This is a genomic window from Bradyrhizobium sp. Cp5.3 (assembly GCF_000426265.1).
Classification (GTDB): domain Bacteria; phylum Pseudomonadota; class Alphaproteobacteria; order Rhizobiales; family Xanthobacteraceae; genus Bradyrhizobium; species Bradyrhizobium neotropicale.
This window is the reverse complement of record NZ_AUFA01000001.1, coordinates 255,465-269,134: the sequence shown is the minus strand read 5'-3', so window position 1 is coordinate 269,134 and position 13,670 is coordinate 255,465. Positions and strand designations below refer to the sequence as shown.

Genomic DNA, 13,670 nt, shown 5'->3' with positions numbered 1-13,670 from the left:
CCGGAGGGGCGTTGTGTTCGCCTATTGAACGAATGGGCGAATTATGACATGCCTTGGATCGGCAGCAAGCACTATTTTGCAGGAATCTCCCGACACCCATGCCCAAGCTGAAGCGGAGCGAGACTGACGAGCGCGCGACGGATTTCGTCGAAAGCCTCGATCGTGGCCTGCGCCTGCTTCAGTGCTTCGGCACGACCGCGGGCCCGATGACGCTGAGCGATCTCGCCCGCGCCGCCGAGCTGCCGCGCGCCACGGCGCGCCGGATGCTGTTCACGCTTCAGCGCGGCGGCTTCGTTGCCGGTGACGGCAAGCTGTTCTCGCTGACGCCGCATGTGCTGACGCTAGCGGCCTCATATTTGCGGTCGAGCCAGCTCGTCGCCGTGCTTCAGCCCGTGCTCGACCGTGTCGCGACCGCGGCGCAGGAAATCTCCTCGCTTGCGGTGCTCGATGGTGACGACGTCGTGTTCATCGCCCGTGGTGGTCCGGCGCGGGTGTTCTCGGGCGGACTGGAGATCGGCTACCGCCTGCCGTCGTTTTGCACCTCGGTCGGCCGCGTCATGCTCGGCCAATTCGAAGATGCCGACCTCGCTGTGCGCCTGAAGGCCATGAAGCGCGAGACGCTGACGCCGCAGACGGTGACCGATCCCAAGGCGCTGCTTGCACGCATCGTCGCCGACCGTGCGCAAGGCTATTCGCTGGTCGACCGCGAGGCCGAGCCGCATTTCCGCTCGATCTCCGTTCCCGTCCGCCGCTACGACGGCGTGATCGTCGCCGCCATCAACATGGGCGCCCATGTCGATCGCGTGCCGTCGCAGGAGCTGCTCGACCGATTTCTGCCCTTGCTGCGGGAGGGTGCGGAGTCGGTGCGGTCGCAGTTGCTGTAGCTGTGTAGGGTGGGTTAGCGACGCGTAACCCACCACTTGTGCAGCAAGGATCGACGGAGATGTGGGTTACGCTGACGCTAACCCACCCTACGCTCCTGCCGTTTGTGCTATAATATGCTCCACACAAGACCAGGGAGCACGCCATGCAACACACCATGGTTCCCAGTGATCGCGTGGAGCACGTCGCCGTCTATGGCTGTGACGGCACGAAGCTCGGCACGATCGAGCGATTGATGCTCGATAAAGTGAGCGGAACGGTCGCCTATGCCGTGATCAAGACCGGCAGGCTGCTCGGCACTCACCACCATTATCCCCTGCAGTGGAGCGCGCTGAAATATGATCCGGGACGTCAGGCCTTCCAGGTTGAGCTGACGCCGGAGCAATTGAGCAGCGGCCCCTGCGAGGTCGATGGCGATGAATTCGACTGGGGTGACCGCTCGCGGCCCTACCAGCATCCGAATTACTGGTCGATCTAGGCGATCGCATTCATTCGTTCTGATTCTCCGCCTCGCGCTCCATGTCGCGGCCGCGAGATCTTTCCCCGCTGATCGGCGCTCTCACTGCCGGTTGCGCATCCAGTCGGCGAGGCCGGACAGTGCGCGATCGAGGTCCCGTCGCGCGATGGTGTCCGCGACCGTCTCCTCCAGCGCGCCGCGCATGCAGAGCAGCCAGGCATCGCGTTCCCCATCGCCGATGGCAAAACCGATGTGGCGCTGGCGCAGCCGCGGATGGCCTTTCTCGACAGAGTAGACCCGAGGGCCCCCGGTCCATTCGGTGAGATAGCGCTTCAGCACGTCCTTGATGTCGCCGAGGTCGGCCGCATGCATGGCGCGGATCACTCTCGCCTCCGGCAGCGTATCCATGCGTTCGTAGAAACGGTCGACCAGCCGATCGATCGTGGCACTGCCGCCGATCCGCTCGAACATGGAAACCGCGGCGTCGCTATCGGTCATTCCTGAGTCCTGATGTTTGTGAGCTCCTCGTATCGTCTTCGTGCGAGAAACGGAAAGGGGACACAAGCATAGCCGTCCGCTCCGCTCTGCTCCCTCCCCCCTTGCGGGGGAGGGCAGGGGAGGGGGTAGCCCAGGAAAAGGTGTATCCGTCGTCGACAGTGCAAGGCGGCACCGCAACGGACAGAGTGTGCCGTGTGGCACCCCCCTCCCTAGCCCTCCCCCGCAAGGGGGGAGGGAACGCAGCGGAGAGCGAGGCGGCGGATTGCCTACAGCGCCACGCTGCGCAATCCAAAACTGCGGGCTTCGTTCTGGAGTACGGGGCGCACTGCGTCGATCAGGCGGGCGGCGGCGGCGTCGACGGAGAGGCCCGCGGTATCCACCACCGCCGTCGCACGCGAATACAGCGGCTCGCGGCTCAGCAGAATGTTGCGCAGCTCCGTCATCGCGGAGCGGTCGTCGGCCATCGGGCGCAGATCGCCCTGGCGGCGCACGCGCGCCATGTGCTCCTCGGGCTCGGCCTTCAGCCAGATCGTGTAGAACGACGACAGGATCTGGTCGAAGGTCAAAGGCTCCGAGACGATGCCGCCGCCGGTTGCGAGCACCATCAACTCGTTGCGCGCCAATAGCTGTTGCAGCGCCGCCTGCTCCATGCGGCGAAAGCCTTCCTGGCCGTAGAGTGCGATGATCTCCGCAATCGAAAGCCCGTTCTGCTCCTCGATCGCCTTGTTGAGCTCGACGAAGCTCCAGCCGATCTTCTTCGCCAAAATCTTGCCGAGCGTGGACTTGCCGGCGCCGCGCAAGCCGATGAGCGCGATGCCGCAGAACGGCGCGCGCCGCGGCGCGGATGCGCTGCCGCTGGCAAGCAGATCCTTGGCTTGCGCGATTTGGGTAGGCGTCGCCTTGCGCAGGAGATCGCGAAACATCTGCCAATCCGGCGTCGGATCGGCGCTAGGAAGCAGATCTTCGAGATGCGCGCCCATCGCGTCAGACACGCGGCGCAAGAGCACGATGGACACGTTGCCCTTGCCGCTTTCGAGCTGCGCGATGTAGCGCTCCGAGATTCCCGATACCTTGGCGAGCACCTTGCGCGACATGCCGCGCAGCGCGCGCATGGTGCGCACGCGCTGGCCAAGCTGTTCGAGAAATCGGGATTCGGCGTCGGGACTGTCGGTCATGGACTACAGATCATGGGCCTTCTTTAGCGGAGGTCCTGCGGCGCATTTTAATGAAACATAATGCCTGATAGCATTGACAGCAAGCCGTCACGTGTCTTTCTATGAATTATAATTCTAAATTCTGGGGAGAAGTCCGTGAGCGAGGGATCCTATAACGCGGTGACCTGGCTGCTCGATCGTAACGTCGAGCAGGGCCGCGGCAATAAGCTGGTCTTCGACGACACCGTCTCGCGACTCACCTATGGCGAGCTGCAACGCGAAACGCGGCGCGCCGCCAACATGCTGCGCCGTCTCGGCGTCCGCCGCGAAGAGCGCGTGGCGATGATCATGCTGGACACGGTCGACTTCCCGATCGTGTTCCTGGGTGCGATCCGCGCCGGCATCGTGCCGGTACCGCTCAATACGCTGCTGACCGCCGATCAGTACGCCTACATCCTCGCCGACTGCCGCGCGCGCGTGCTGTTCGTGTCCGAGGCGCTCTATCCCGTCATCAAGGACGTCGTCGGCCGCATGCCGGACCTCGAGCATGTCGTGGTGTCCGGTGCCAAGATGAACGGCCACAAGCAGCTCGCTGAAGAGCTCGCGGGCGAGAGCGATCAGTTCACGACCGCCGCGACGCATCCCGACGAGCCGGCGTTCTGGCTCTATTCGTCGGGCTCGACCGGCATGCCCAAGGGCGTGCGTCATCTGCACTCGAACCTGCAGGCAACCGCCGACACCTACGCGAAACAGGTGCTCGGCATCCGTGAGAACGACGTCTGCCTCTCCGCGGCAAAGCTGTTTTTCGCCTATGGCCTCGGCAATGCGCTGACCTTCCCGATGTCGGTCGGCGCCAGCGTGGTGCTGAACAGCGAGCGGCCGACGCCGGCGCGGATGTTCGACCTGATGAACCGCTACAACCCGTCGATCTTCTACGGCGTGCCGACGCTGTTCGCGGCGATGCTGAACGACGAGACGATGAAGAGCGAGCGCGGCGGCAAGTCCTTGCGTATCTGCACCTCGGCGGGCGAGGCGTTGCCGGAATCCGTCGGCAATAGCTGGAAGGCACGCTTCGGCGTCGACATTCTCGATGGCGTCGGCTCGACCGAGCTCTTGCACATCTTCCTGTCGAACGCGCCCGGCGACATCAAATACGGCTCGTCGGGCAAGCCGGTGCCGGGCTATGCGGTGCGGCTCGTCAACGAAGCGGGTCAGGACGTCGCCGACGGCGAAGTCGGCGAGCTCCTGGTCGATGCGCCCTCGGCCGGCGAGGGCTATTGGAATCAGCGCCACAAGAGCCGCCGCACCTTCGAGGGGCCGTGGACCCGCACCGGCGACAAATATGTCCGCGATGCCGATGGCCGCTACACCTTCTGCGGCCGTGCCGACGACATGTTCAAGGTCTCCGGCATCTGGGTCTCGCCGTTCGAGGTCGAGAGCGCGCTGATCACGCATCCGGCCGTGCTGGAGGCCGCCGTCGTGCCCGAGGCCGATCCGGAAGGCCTGTTGAAGCCAAAGGCCTTCGTCGTGCTGCGCCCCGGCGCCAAGACGGCGGATTTGCAGGAAATGCTGAAAGAGCACGTCAAGCAGAAGATCGGCCCGTGGAAATATCCGCGCTGGATCGACGTGGTGGAGTCCTTGCCGAAGACGGCGACGGGGAAGATTCAGCGCTTCAAGTTGCGGGAAGGGACGAACTGAGCGTGCAGGCCAGTCGCGCCCAAGCTCCGCTGCGCACCCTCCCCCTCCAGGCGAGGGTGCGGACGGAGCGAACAGGAATAAGAACATGACAAACCTCACCCCCACAGGCTTCCTCACCATCGACGGCGCCAGCCTCGAATACAAATGGCTCGCGCCGCAAGATCAGAACGCGCCGACCATCGTCATGCTGCATGAAGGGCTCGGCTCGGTCGGGTTGTGGGGCGACTTCCCGGAGAAGCTGCAGCAGGCCACCGGCGCCGGCATCTTCGTCTATTCGCGCGCGGGCTATGGCCAGTCGAGCCCGGCGAAGCTGCCGCGGCCGCTCGACTACATGCAGCGCGAGGCGATGGATGTGCTGCCGAAGATCCTGGAGGCAATCGGCTTCAAGCGTGGCCTCTTGCTCGGCCATTCCGATGGCGGCTCGATCGCCGCGATCTATGCCGGCGCGCATCAGGATCATCGCCTCAGCGGCCTCGTGCTGATCGCGCCGCATTTCATCGTCGAGGACATCTCGGTGAAATCGATCGCCGAAATCAAGACCGCTTACGAGACCACCGACCTGAAGACAAAGCTCGCGCGGTGGCACAAGGATGTCGACAACGCCTTCTACGGCTGGAACGGCGCCTGGCTCGATCCGGAATTCCGTTGCTGGGACATTTCCGAGCACCTCGCCTACATCCGGGTCCCCGTCCTGGTCCTGCAAGGCGTCGATGATCAATATGGGACGCTGCACCAGGTCGAGATTGCGCAGGAAGAGTGTTATTGTCCGGTAGATTTGAAAGTCATTTCAGGCGCGGGGCATTCCCCGCATCGTGAAGCGCCGGGAGCGACGCGTGACGCGATTGTACAATTTGCAACGGCGGCCCTGCGCGACGACTGGGGATTTCAAGGACGCGCCGCATGATCTGTTGGAGGCGCACTTTCGATGAGTGTGCCGCTAACCGCGTGCGGCCCGCTGCAGCGGCCGCAATGGGCCTATGTGCCGGGCGAGATCGGCGCAGTCGATGCCGACTACGAGACGCTCGCCATGGCCAAGGAGCTCGTGCCGGCGGCCTTCCGCGGCCACGTGCCGGCGCGCCATCCGGCGCTGCGCTACGGGCTCGCGCTCAACGACCGCGGCTATTTCTGGGAAGCGCAGCAGGTGCTGGAAGCGGTGTGGGCTGCGGCCCCGCAAGGCGGCCGCGAGCGCATCCTGCTGCGCGCCTGCATTCACGTCGCCAATGCCAATTTACGGCTGCGGATGCAGCGGCTGCATTCGGCCGCGCGTCTGTTCGGCGATGCGCTCGGCGAACTGCGCGGGTTGAACTCGCGCAAGGCAGCCCCCGTCGGTGACGGCTTTGTCGAGCGCTTTCCGGTCGCGGCACTGGTCGCGCTGCTTCTGGCCAAGCTCGGCGCCGAGAGGCTTTCCAAGGCCGATTGGATTTCCTTCGGCGCTATCTCGCTGAGAAATCTTTATGAAGCAAAGTGCATGTAACGCCGATTAAGGGCTAGACGGGTCTAAAAAGATGCACTATTGTGCATCTAACGGTTAAAGACCGAGGCTCATAATCAAGCTCAAGGGTGGCCCATGGCCGGGGAAGATCGTCGCCTCGCAGGCGGTGCGACATTCATCGATTTCCAGACCGATCCGTCCCGCTACCGGCACTGGAAGCTCGCAATTGACGGTGACGTCGCGACGCTGACCATGGATGTCGACGAGAACGGCGGCCTGTTCGAGGGCTACCTGCTCAAGCTCAATTCCTACGATCTCGGTGTCGACATCGAGCTGGCCGACGCGATCCAGCGGCTGCGCTTCGAGCATCCGGAGGTGAAGGTCGTGCTGATGCGCTCGGCCAAGAACCGCGTATTCTGCGCCGGCGCCAACATCCGCATGCTCGCCGGCTCGACCCATGCCCACAAGGTCAACTTCTGCAAGTTCACCAACGAGACCCGCAACGGCATGGAGGACTCCTCGGAGAATTCCGGCCAGCGCTTCATCACCGTGGTGAACGGCTCCGCCGCCGGCGGCGGCTATGAGCTCGCGCTTGCGACCGATCACATCATCCTCGCCGATGACGGCTCTTCCGCCGTCGCGCTGCCTGAAGTGCCGCTGCTCGCGGTGCTGCCGGGCACCGGCGGTCTCACCCGCGTCGTCGACAAGCGCAAGGTGCGCCGCGATCACGCCGATTTCTTCTGCACCATCGAGGAGGGCGTGAAGGGCAAGCGCGCCGTCGCCTGGCGCCTGGTCGACGAGATCGCGCCGAACTCCAAGCTCGAGGCCAAGATCGCCGAGCGCGCCAAGGAATTCGCTGGCGCCTCGAAGCGCAACGGCAGCGGCAAGGGCATTGCGCTGACGCCGCTCAAGCGGACGATCGACGAGAACAGCGTCCGCTACGGCTTCGTCAGCGTCGATATCGACCGCGCCGCCCGCATCGCCACCATCTCGATCAAGGCGCCGGAGGCCGCGCCGCCCGCCGACATCGACGGCATGATGGCGCAGGGCGCCTCGTTCTGGCCGCTCCAGGTCGCGCGCGAGCTCGACGACGCCATCCTGCATCTGCGCATCAACGAGCTCGAGATCGCCATGCTGGTGTTCAAGAGCCACGGCGATCGCGCCCATGTGCTGGCCTGCGACACTTTCCTCGAAGCCAACAAGGCGCACTGGCTGGTCAACGAGATCCGCCACTACTGGAAGCGCGTGTTGAAGCGCATCGACGTCACCTCGCGCACGCTGGTGACGCTGGTCGAGCCCGGCTCCTGCTTTGCCGGCACGCTCGCCGAGCTCGTCTTCGCCGCCGACCGCTCGTACATGCTGATCGGCGCGCGCCAGGGCGACAACCGCCCGCCGCCGTCGATCGAGCTCTCTGCCATGAACTTTGGCCCGTATCCGATGAGCCACGGCCTGACCCGACTCGACTCGCGCTTCCAGGCCGATCCGTCCGATGTGGAACGCGCGGAGGCCACCGTCGGCACGACTCTCGACGCCGAGGCGGCCGAGGAGCTCGGCCTCGTCACCTTCGCGCTCGACGACATCGACTGGGACGACGAGGTTCGTGTGTTCCTGGAGGAGCGCGCGAGCTTCTCGCCCGATAGCCTCACCGGCATGGAGGCGAGCCTGCGCTTCGTGGGTCCCGAGACGATGGAGTCGAAGATCTTCGCGCGCCTGACCGCGTGGCAGAACTGGATCTTCCAGCGCCCTAACGCCGTCGGCGAGGAAGGCGCGCTGCGCCGCTACGGCAGCGGGCAGAAGCCGAAATTCGATATGACGCGGGTGTAACGACATTCACTGTGTCATGGCCGGGCTTGTCCCGGCCATCCACGTGCTTGGCTCAAGAAGCAAGAACGTGGATGCCCGGCACAAGGCCGGGCATGACGGAAAGAGATCGCAAGGAGCACGGCCATGAACATGAACATCATGAACGTCGACTACTCGACCAAGATTCCGAACAACGTGAACCTCGCCGAAGACCGCCAGGTGCTGAAGGCGCTGGAAGGCTGGCATCCCGGCTACATGGACTGGTGGAGCGACATGGGGCCGGAGGGCTTCCAGGAGTCGCTGGTTTACTTGCGCACCGCCTATTCGGTCGATCCGCGCGGCTGGGCCAAGTTCGACTATGTCCGCATGCCCGACTATCGCTGGGGCATTCTGCTTGCGCCGCAGGAAGAAAACCGCGTCGTGCCGTTCGGCGAGCATTATGGCGAGCCGGCCTGGCAGGAAGTCCCCGGCGAGCATCGCGCCATGCTGCGCCGCCTGATCGTGATCCAGGGCGACACCGAACCCGCGTCCGTCGAGCAGCAGCGGCATCTCGGCAAGACCGCGCCCTCGCTCTACGACATGCGCAACCTGTTCCAGGTCAATGTCGAGGAAGGCCGTCACCTCTGGGCGATGGTCTATCTGCTCCAGAAATATTTCGGCCGCGACGGTCGCGAGGAAGCCGACGACTTGCTGCGCCGCCGCTCGGGCGATGCGGACGCGCCGCGCATGCTGGGCGCCTTCAACGAGGCGACGCCGGACTGGCTGTCCTTCTTCATGTTCACCTACTTCACCGACCGCGACGGCAAGATGCAGCTGCACTCGCTCGCGCAGTCGGGCTTCGATCCCTTGTCGCGCACCTGCCGCTTCATGCTGACGGAAGAAGCGCACCACATGTTTGTCGGCGAGACCGGTATCACCCGCGTCGTGCAGCGCACCTGCGATGCGATGCGGGAGGCCGGCATCACCGATCCGACCGACATCGCGAAAGTCCGCGCGCTCGGCGTGATCGACCTGCCGACGATCCAGAAGAAGCTGAACCTGCACTACACGCTGTCGCTCGATTTGTTCGGCTCGGAGGTTTCGACCAACGCTGCGAACGCCTTCAACGCCGGCATCAAGGGCCGCTACCACGAGACCCAGATCGAGGACGATCACCAGCTCAAGAATGCGACCTATCCGGTGCTGAAGTTCATCAACGGCGAGATCAAGCTGGTCGACGAGCCGGCGCTGACGGCGCTCAACATGCGTCTGCGCGACGACTACAGCCAGGACTGCGTCAAGGGCATGCTGCGCTGGAACAAGGTGATCTCGACCGCGGGCTACGACTTCAAGCTGACGCTGCCCAACGTCGCCTTCCATCGCCATATCGGCGAGTTCAAGGACATCCATGCGACGCCCGACGGCATCCTCATCGATGATGCCACCTGGGCCAAGCGCCGGGACGAGTGGCTGCCGTCGACCAGCGACGGCGACTTCATCACCTCGCTGATGCAGCCCGTCACCGAGATCGGCAAGTTCGCCTCCTGGATCTCGCCGCCGAAAGTCGGCATCGACAACAAGCCCGGCGATTTCGAGTACGTGAAGATCGAGTCGTAAGGGTTATGGGCTAACGCCCTTGCAACACAGAAGCTGTCATCACCCGCGAAAGCGGGTGATCCAGTATTCCAGAGGAGGTCGTGGCTGCGCAGAAATGCCGCGGCGTACCGGATGCCCCGTCAAGCCGGGGCATGACTGTGAGTTTGAGGGAGGGCATGCCGCCCTCCCTTGGTCGAAGCCCGCCGCCTACCCCGCGATCTCCAGTCCGGCATTGGCGTAGACGACGCCGCCATCGACGGCGATGGTGTTGCCGACCACGTAATCGCCCGCACGCGAGGCGAGGTAGATCGCCACCCCTGCCATGTCCTCGTCGGTTCCGATCCGCCGCGCCGGAATGCGCTTTGCGACGTCCTCCGCATGGTCTCGTGCGGCCCGGTTCATGTCGGACTTGAACGCGCCCGGCGCGATCGCGGTGACGTTGATGTTGTCCTTGATCAGTTTCGTCGCCATGCGCCGCGTCAGATGGATCACCGCGGCTTTGCTCGCGGCGTAGGAATAAGTCTCGCTCGGATTGACGAAGATGCCGTCGACCGAGGCGATGTTGATGACCTTGGCGGGCCGCTCATGCGCCGCCGACGCGCGCAGCGGTGCGGCAAGCGCCTTGGTCAGGAAGAACAGGGATTTGACGTTGAGGTCCATCACCTTGTCCCAGCCGCTCTCGGGGAATTCGTCGAACTCCGCGCCCCAGGCGGCGCCGGCATTGTTGACGAGGATGTCGAGCTTCGGCTCCAGCTTGATGATTTCGTCGGCGAGCTTGTTGCAGCCGTCGACGGTCGAGATGTCGATCGGCAATGCAATGCACTCGCCGTCATATTGCGCGGAGAGCTCCTTGGCGGTCGCCTCGCAAGGCCCGGCCTTGCGCGCGGTGATGTAGACCTTCGCCGCGCCGGCGCCGAGAAAGCCGGCGGCAATCATCTTGCCGATGCCGCGCGAGCCGCCGGTTACGAGCGCAACACGGCCTTCGAGCGAGAACAGATTTTTGAGCATGGTTGCCTCCCTTGGTTGGTGCTCGTTGTGGGCATGGCGAGGAGGGGAGTCAAGGAACCGTCGCCAGCTCCGCCCTCATCCTGACGAGCGCGTTAGCGCGTCTCGAAGGATGCGGGCGGCCATCCTTCGAGACGCGCTCCTTCGGAGCGCTCCTCAGGATGAGGTCTGAGTGTGTGGAAGGCTCAAGCCGCCGCGATCCGGCGAAGGCCGTTCCACATCGCGGTGGCGGCGCCCGAGGTCAGCACCGGCAGGATGCGGGCGTCCTGATAGTTGCCGTTGAGCGAGACGCGCGGCAGCGCGGTCATGTGGCCGGCGTTCTCGGCGAACAGCATGCCCGGCCGCGTCGTCACGGCTGTCTTGAAGCCGGCGGAAGCGGCGAGCGCGAACTCGCGTTTCCCGGCCGCCTCGCGGTCGCCATAGGGGTAGGCGAAATGCAGCACGGGACGGCCGAGCGCCTCTTCGATCCGTGCGCGGCTGATTGCCATCTCCTGCGCAGCGATCTCTTCGCTCTGCTTGGCGAGATTGCAATGGCTGACGGTGTGGGCGCCGATCGTAACCAGCGGATTTGAGGCAAACGTCTTCACTTCGTCCCAGGACAGGCACAGAGAGCGGCACAGCGCGGCCATGTCGACGTCGTATCTGGCGCAGAGCGCCTCGATCTCGCGCTTGAGATCGTGCTCGCCCGGCAGCGCGCGCAGCCAGTCGTGCAGGTGGTCGAATGCCGCCTGCTTGGCCGCCGGCGTAGTGGCATCGAGCCGCAGCGCGGACTTGCCGATCTCGACGTCGATCTGCTCGGCCTTGGCGATCACGGCTTCCAGCGCGATCCACCACAGGCGCCCGGTGCCTTGGGCGAAGTCGCTCGCGACATAGACGGCCAAAGGTGCGTCGAATTCGCGCAGCACCGGGAGCGCAAATTCCAGATTGTCGCGGTAGCCGTCGTCCAGGGTGAAGGCGGCGAAGCGGCGGGTGAAGTTGCGCTGGACCAGCCGCTCATGCAGCTCGTCCATGCTGACGATGTCGATGTCGCGGGAGCGCAGGTGGCAAAGCGTCGCGCGCAGGAAGTCGGGGGTGACCTCGAGGTGCCGGTTGGGCTGGAACGCGCCGTCGCGGGCCGGCCGCACATGATGCAGCATGAAAATGGCGCCGACGCCCGACAAAAGCGGGCGCAGAAGGTGGTGCGCCCCGCTGAAATAGAGTGCACCCAGCCCGGCGCGGATGACGTTATTGCGGAGTTGTTTCATCGAAGGCTGGCGGACCCCTGGCATTCCGCCTTCAACTTAGGGTGGGACCCTTGAAGAAAAAGTTATTCCAATTGTCCACGCAGTGCCTTGAGAGGGGCGGCATTTCCGGTTTGACAGCCTGCCAAGGGTTTGTTTTGTCTCCGGTTCCAGAGTTCGGGTCGTCGAATGCAGAAGCTTTTCAGGTGGGCCAGCAAATGGTGGCCGGGGTTGATTCCCCTGGCCGTCATGTGGGGATTTGCGGCTTGGAATAACACCGTACCGGTCGAGGCCGACCTGTCGGCCCGTAGCAGCGCCGCGCTCAAGGACACCGTTCTGGACAAGACCCGGATTGCCGTCGACGGCCGCGACGTCAGCCTGGCCGCCGACGCCTTCTCCGAGGAGGGACGGCGCGATGCGGTCATGGCGGTCGAGAACGTTCCCGGCGTGCGGCTCGTCGACGACGCGACCCGCCTCGTTCCCGAAGCCAAGCCGTTCGTCTGGAACGCCGAGCGCGACGTCGTCCGGGTAACGCTGTCCGGCAGCGCGCCGTTGCCGGCGATGAAGGCCCGGCTGATCGAGGCGGCGCGCAAGGAGCTCGGTGGGGTGGAGGTGGCCGATCAGATGGGGCTGGCGCGCGGCGCGCCGCCGCGGTTCGAGGCGGCAGCGATGCTCCTGCTCGACCAGATCGGCAAGCTGAAGGAAGGCAAGATCACGATCTCCGACACCGCGGTCAGCCTGTCCGGCATGGCGCGCGAGCTCGGCGGCCGCGAGGCGATCGCAGCCGCGCTGAAGAACCTGCCCGAGGGTTTTTCGATCGCCGCGAACGAGATCAAGGCGCCGCCTTACATCTTCCAGGCCTACAAGGATCCGGTCGCCGCGACGCTGACGCTGACGGGTTATGTGCCGGACAACAATGTGCATGCGGCGATCGCAAGCAGCGCCTCGCGAAAATTCTTCACCGAGAAGGTCGTCGACAATCTCAAGGCCAGCATCGGTGCGCCCAGCTCCTTCAGCCCGGCGGTGGTCGCAGCTCTCGGCGCGCTGTCGCGGCTGTCGACCGGCACGCTCGTGGTGTCCGACCGCGAGGTGAAGCTGTCGGGCGATGCGCTGTATGAAGGCGCGGCCAACGATATCCGCGCTGGCCTCGGCAAGGATTTTCCAAAGACCTGGCAGTACAAGCCGGAGATCACGGTGAAGCCCGCGGCAGGGCCGGTCGATGGCACGGTCTGCCAGCAATTGTTCACGGAGCTCCTGAGCAAGGGCAAGATCCGCTTCGAGCCGAAGCGCGCCAATATCGAGCCGGATTCCGCAGGGATTCTCGACCATCTCATCGAGACCGCGCTGCGCTGTCCCACCACCAATATCGAGGTCGCCGGGCACACCGATGCCGATGGCGAGGACGCCTTCAACCAGGCGCTCTCGGAAAAGCGCGCGCAGGCGGTGATCGACTATCTGGTCAAGGCCGGTCTGCCGGCCAACCGCTTCACCGCGGTCGGCTATGGCGCGACGCAGCCGGTCGCCGGCAACGACACCGATGACGGCAAGGCGCAGAACCGTCGCATCGAATTTCTGGTGAGGTGACGATGCCCTATCTCGTCTCGTTCCATTTGGGCTGGCTGGTCGGATCGCTGCTATTGGGCCTGGCGATGGGCTGGATCTCGGTGGTCCAGCGCGGCAACGGCACCTCGAAGGTGACCGCGCGCTGGCTGGCCGTGCTCGTTGCAGGATTGGTCGCGGCGTCGCTGACCCACGTGGTCCCCGGACGGTTCGGCTATTGGCTCGACCTCGGCCTGATCATGTTCGCCTGCTACCTGGTCGGCTGTACCATCGGCGCATGGCTGCGCGACCGCGTGATCTCGCGCAGCGCGCCGGCGGCCTGAGTTTCCGGCTCGCCTGGAGGCGGGCCTAACCCAACATCGCGACAACTACCTGATCGGTAAGGA

At 64.7% G+C, this 13,670-nt stretch carries 13 protein-coding genes; 9 read left to right on the top strand and 4 right to left on the bottom strand.

Annotated elements, in window-relative coordinates; all coding sequences use genetic code 11:
* Window positions 1-98 precede the first annotated feature (98 nt).
* Window positions 99-884 (top strand): IclR family transcriptional regulator C-terminal domain-containing protein, encoded by a 786-nt coding sequence (locus K289_RS0101290; RefSeq protein WP_027549788.1) that lies wholly within the window; start codon window positions 99-101, stop codon window positions 882-884.
* A gap of 143 nt (window positions 885-1,027) precedes the next feature.
* Entirely contained in the window at window positions 1,028-1,360 is a 333-nt protein-coding gene (locus K289_RS0101285) for a PRC-barrel domain-containing protein (protein ID WP_027549787.1), read from the top strand.
* Between the two features lie 81 nt (window positions 1,361-1,441).
* Here the strand turns inward: K289_RS0101285 and K289_RS0101280 are convergent, their stop codons facing one another.
* Together K289_RS0101280 and K289_RS0101275 are read right to left on the bottom strand one after the other, a co-directional pair.
* Window positions 1,442-1,837, bottom strand: a complete 396-nt coding sequence (locus K289_RS0101280; RefSeq protein ID WP_027549786.1) for a group II truncated hemoglobin — start codon at window positions 1,835-1,837, stop codon at window positions 1,442-1,444.
* 266 nt (window positions 1,838-2,103) lie between these two features.
* On the bottom strand, window positions 2,104-3,012 hold the full coding sequence (locus K289_RS0101275) for a helix-turn-helix transcriptional regulator (protein WP_027549785.1): 909 nt from the start codon (window positions 3,010-3,012) through the stop codon (window positions 2,104-2,106).
* 135 nt (window positions 3,013-3,147) lie between these two features.
* Between K289_RS0101275 and K289_RS0101270 the strand changes: the two genes are divergently transcribed.
* The 5 genes from K289_RS0101270 to boxB all read left to right on the top strand — a co-directional run bounded on the left by K289_RS0101270 (window position 3,148) and on the right by boxB (window position 9,520).
* Window positions 3,148-4,689: a benzoate-CoA ligase family protein gene (locus K289_RS0101270; RefSeq protein WP_027549784.1), complete on the top strand. Its 1,542-nt coding sequence runs from the start codon at window positions 3,148-3,150 to the stop codon at window positions 4,687-4,689.
* Between the two features lie 85 nt (window positions 4,690-4,774).
* The gene (locus K289_RS0101265; protein WP_027549783.1) at window positions 4,775-5,593 is read left to right on the top strand and encodes an alpha/beta fold hydrolase; all 819 of its coding nucleotides are present in this window, start codon (window positions 4,775-4,777) and stop codon (window positions 5,591-5,593) included.
* Between the two features lie 21 nt (window positions 5,594-5,614).
* The gene (locus K289_RS0101260) at window positions 5,615-6,163 is read left to right on the top strand and encodes a DUF309 domain-containing protein (RefSeq protein ID WP_027549782.1); all 549 of its coding nucleotides are present in this window, start codon (window positions 5,615-5,617) and stop codon (window positions 6,161-6,163) included.
* A 93-nt stretch (window positions 6,164-6,256) separates the two neighbouring features.
* The gene (boxC, locus tag K289_RS0101255; RefSeq protein ID WP_027549781.1) at window positions 6,257-7,945 is read left to right on the top strand and encodes a 2,3-epoxybenzoyl-CoA dihydrolase; all 1,689 of its coding nucleotides are present in this window, start codon (window positions 6,257-6,259) and stop codon (window positions 7,943-7,945) included.
* A 123-nt stretch (window positions 7,946-8,068) separates the two neighbouring features.
* Window positions 8,069-9,520 carry a benzoyl-CoA 2,3-epoxidase subunit BoxB gene (gene boxB / locus K289_RS0101250; protein ID WP_027549780.1) on the top strand — a complete coding sequence of 484 codons (1,452 nt, stop codon included), beginning with the start codon at window positions 8,069-8,071 and terminating at the stop codon, window positions 9,518-9,520.
* A gap of 186 nt (window positions 9,521-9,706) precedes the next feature.
* Here the strand turns inward: boxB and K289_RS0101245 are convergent, their stop codons facing one another.
* Complete coding sequence (locus K289_RS0101245; RefSeq protein WP_027549779.1) at window positions 9,707-10,507, bottom strand: SDR family oxidoreductase; 801 nt, start codon at window positions 10,505-10,507, stop codon at window positions 9,707-9,709.
* A 182-nt stretch (window positions 10,508-10,689) separates the two neighbouring features.
* Window positions 10,690-11,748 (bottom strand): polysaccharide deacetylase family protein, encoded by a 1,059-nt coding sequence (locus K289_RS0101240; protein WP_027549778.1) that lies wholly within the window; start codon window positions 11,746-11,748, stop codon window positions 10,690-10,692.
* A 165-nt stretch (window positions 11,749-11,913) separates the two neighbouring features.
* On the opposite strand from K289_RS0101240, the gene K289_RS0101235 reads away from it, so the two are divergent.
* Together K289_RS0101235 and K289_RS0101230 are read left to right on the top strand one after the other, a co-directional pair.
* Window positions 11,914-13,308 carry an OmpA family protein gene (locus tag K289_RS0101235; protein ID WP_027549777.1) on the top strand — a complete coding sequence of 465 codons (1,395 nt, stop codon included), beginning with the start codon at window positions 11,914-11,916 and terminating at the stop codon, window positions 13,306-13,308.
* A gap of 2 nt (window positions 13,309-13,310) precedes the next feature.
* A complete protein-coding gene (locus K289_RS0101230) occupies window positions 13,311-13,607 on the top strand; it encodes a hypothetical protein (RefSeq protein WP_027549776.1) in 297 nt (98 codons plus the stop codon).
* Window positions 13,608-13,670: the final 63 nt, after the last annotated feature.

Bases quoted from the DNA above. Each gene is read 5' to 3' on its own strand.
- K289_RS0101290 (WP_027549788.1), top strand. From the start codon at position 99: ATGCCCAAGCTGAAGCGGAGCGAGACTGACGAGCGCGCGACGGATTTC.
- K289_RS0101285 (WP_027549787.1), top strand. From the start codon at position 1,028: ATGCAACACACCATGGTTCCCAGTGATCGCGTGGAGCACGTCGCCGTC.
- K289_RS0101280 (WP_027549786.1), bottom strand. From the start codon at position 1,837: ATGACCGATAGCGACGCCGCGGTTTCCATGTTCGAGCGGATCGGCGGC.
- K289_RS0101275 (WP_027549785.1), bottom strand. From the start codon at position 3,012: ATGACCGACAGTCCCGACGCCGAATCCCGATTTCTCGAACAGCTTGGC.
- K289_RS0101265 (WP_027549783.1), top strand. From the start codon at position 4,775: ATGACAAACCTCACCCCCACAGGCTTCCTCACCATCGACGGCGCCAGC.
- K289_RS0101260 (WP_027549782.1), top strand. From the start codon at position 5,615: ATGAGTGTGCCGCTAACCGCGTGCGGCCCGCTGCAGCGGCCGCAATGG.
- boxC (WP_027549781.1), top strand. From the start codon at position 6,257: ATGGCCGGGGAAGATCGTCGCCTCGCAGGCGGTGCGACATTCATCGAT.
- boxB (WP_027549780.1), top strand. From the start codon at position 8,069: ATGAACATGAACATCATGAACGTCGACTACTCGACCAAGATTCCGAAC.
- K289_RS0101245 (WP_027549779.1), bottom strand. From the start codon at position 10,507: ATGCTCAAAAATCTGTTCTCGCTCGAAGGCCGTGTTGCGCTCGTAACC.
- K289_RS0101240 (WP_027549778.1), bottom strand. From the start codon at position 11,748: ATGAAACAACTCCGCAATAACGTCATCCGCGCCGGGCTGGGTGCACTC.
- K289_RS0101235 (WP_027549777.1), top strand. From the start codon at position 11,914: ATGCAGAAGCTTTTCAGGTGGGCCAGCAAATGGTGGCCGGGGTTGATT.
- K289_RS0101230 (WP_027549776.1), top strand. From the start codon at position 13,311: ATGCCCTATCTCGTCTCGTTCCATTTGGGCTGGCTGGTCGGATCGCTG.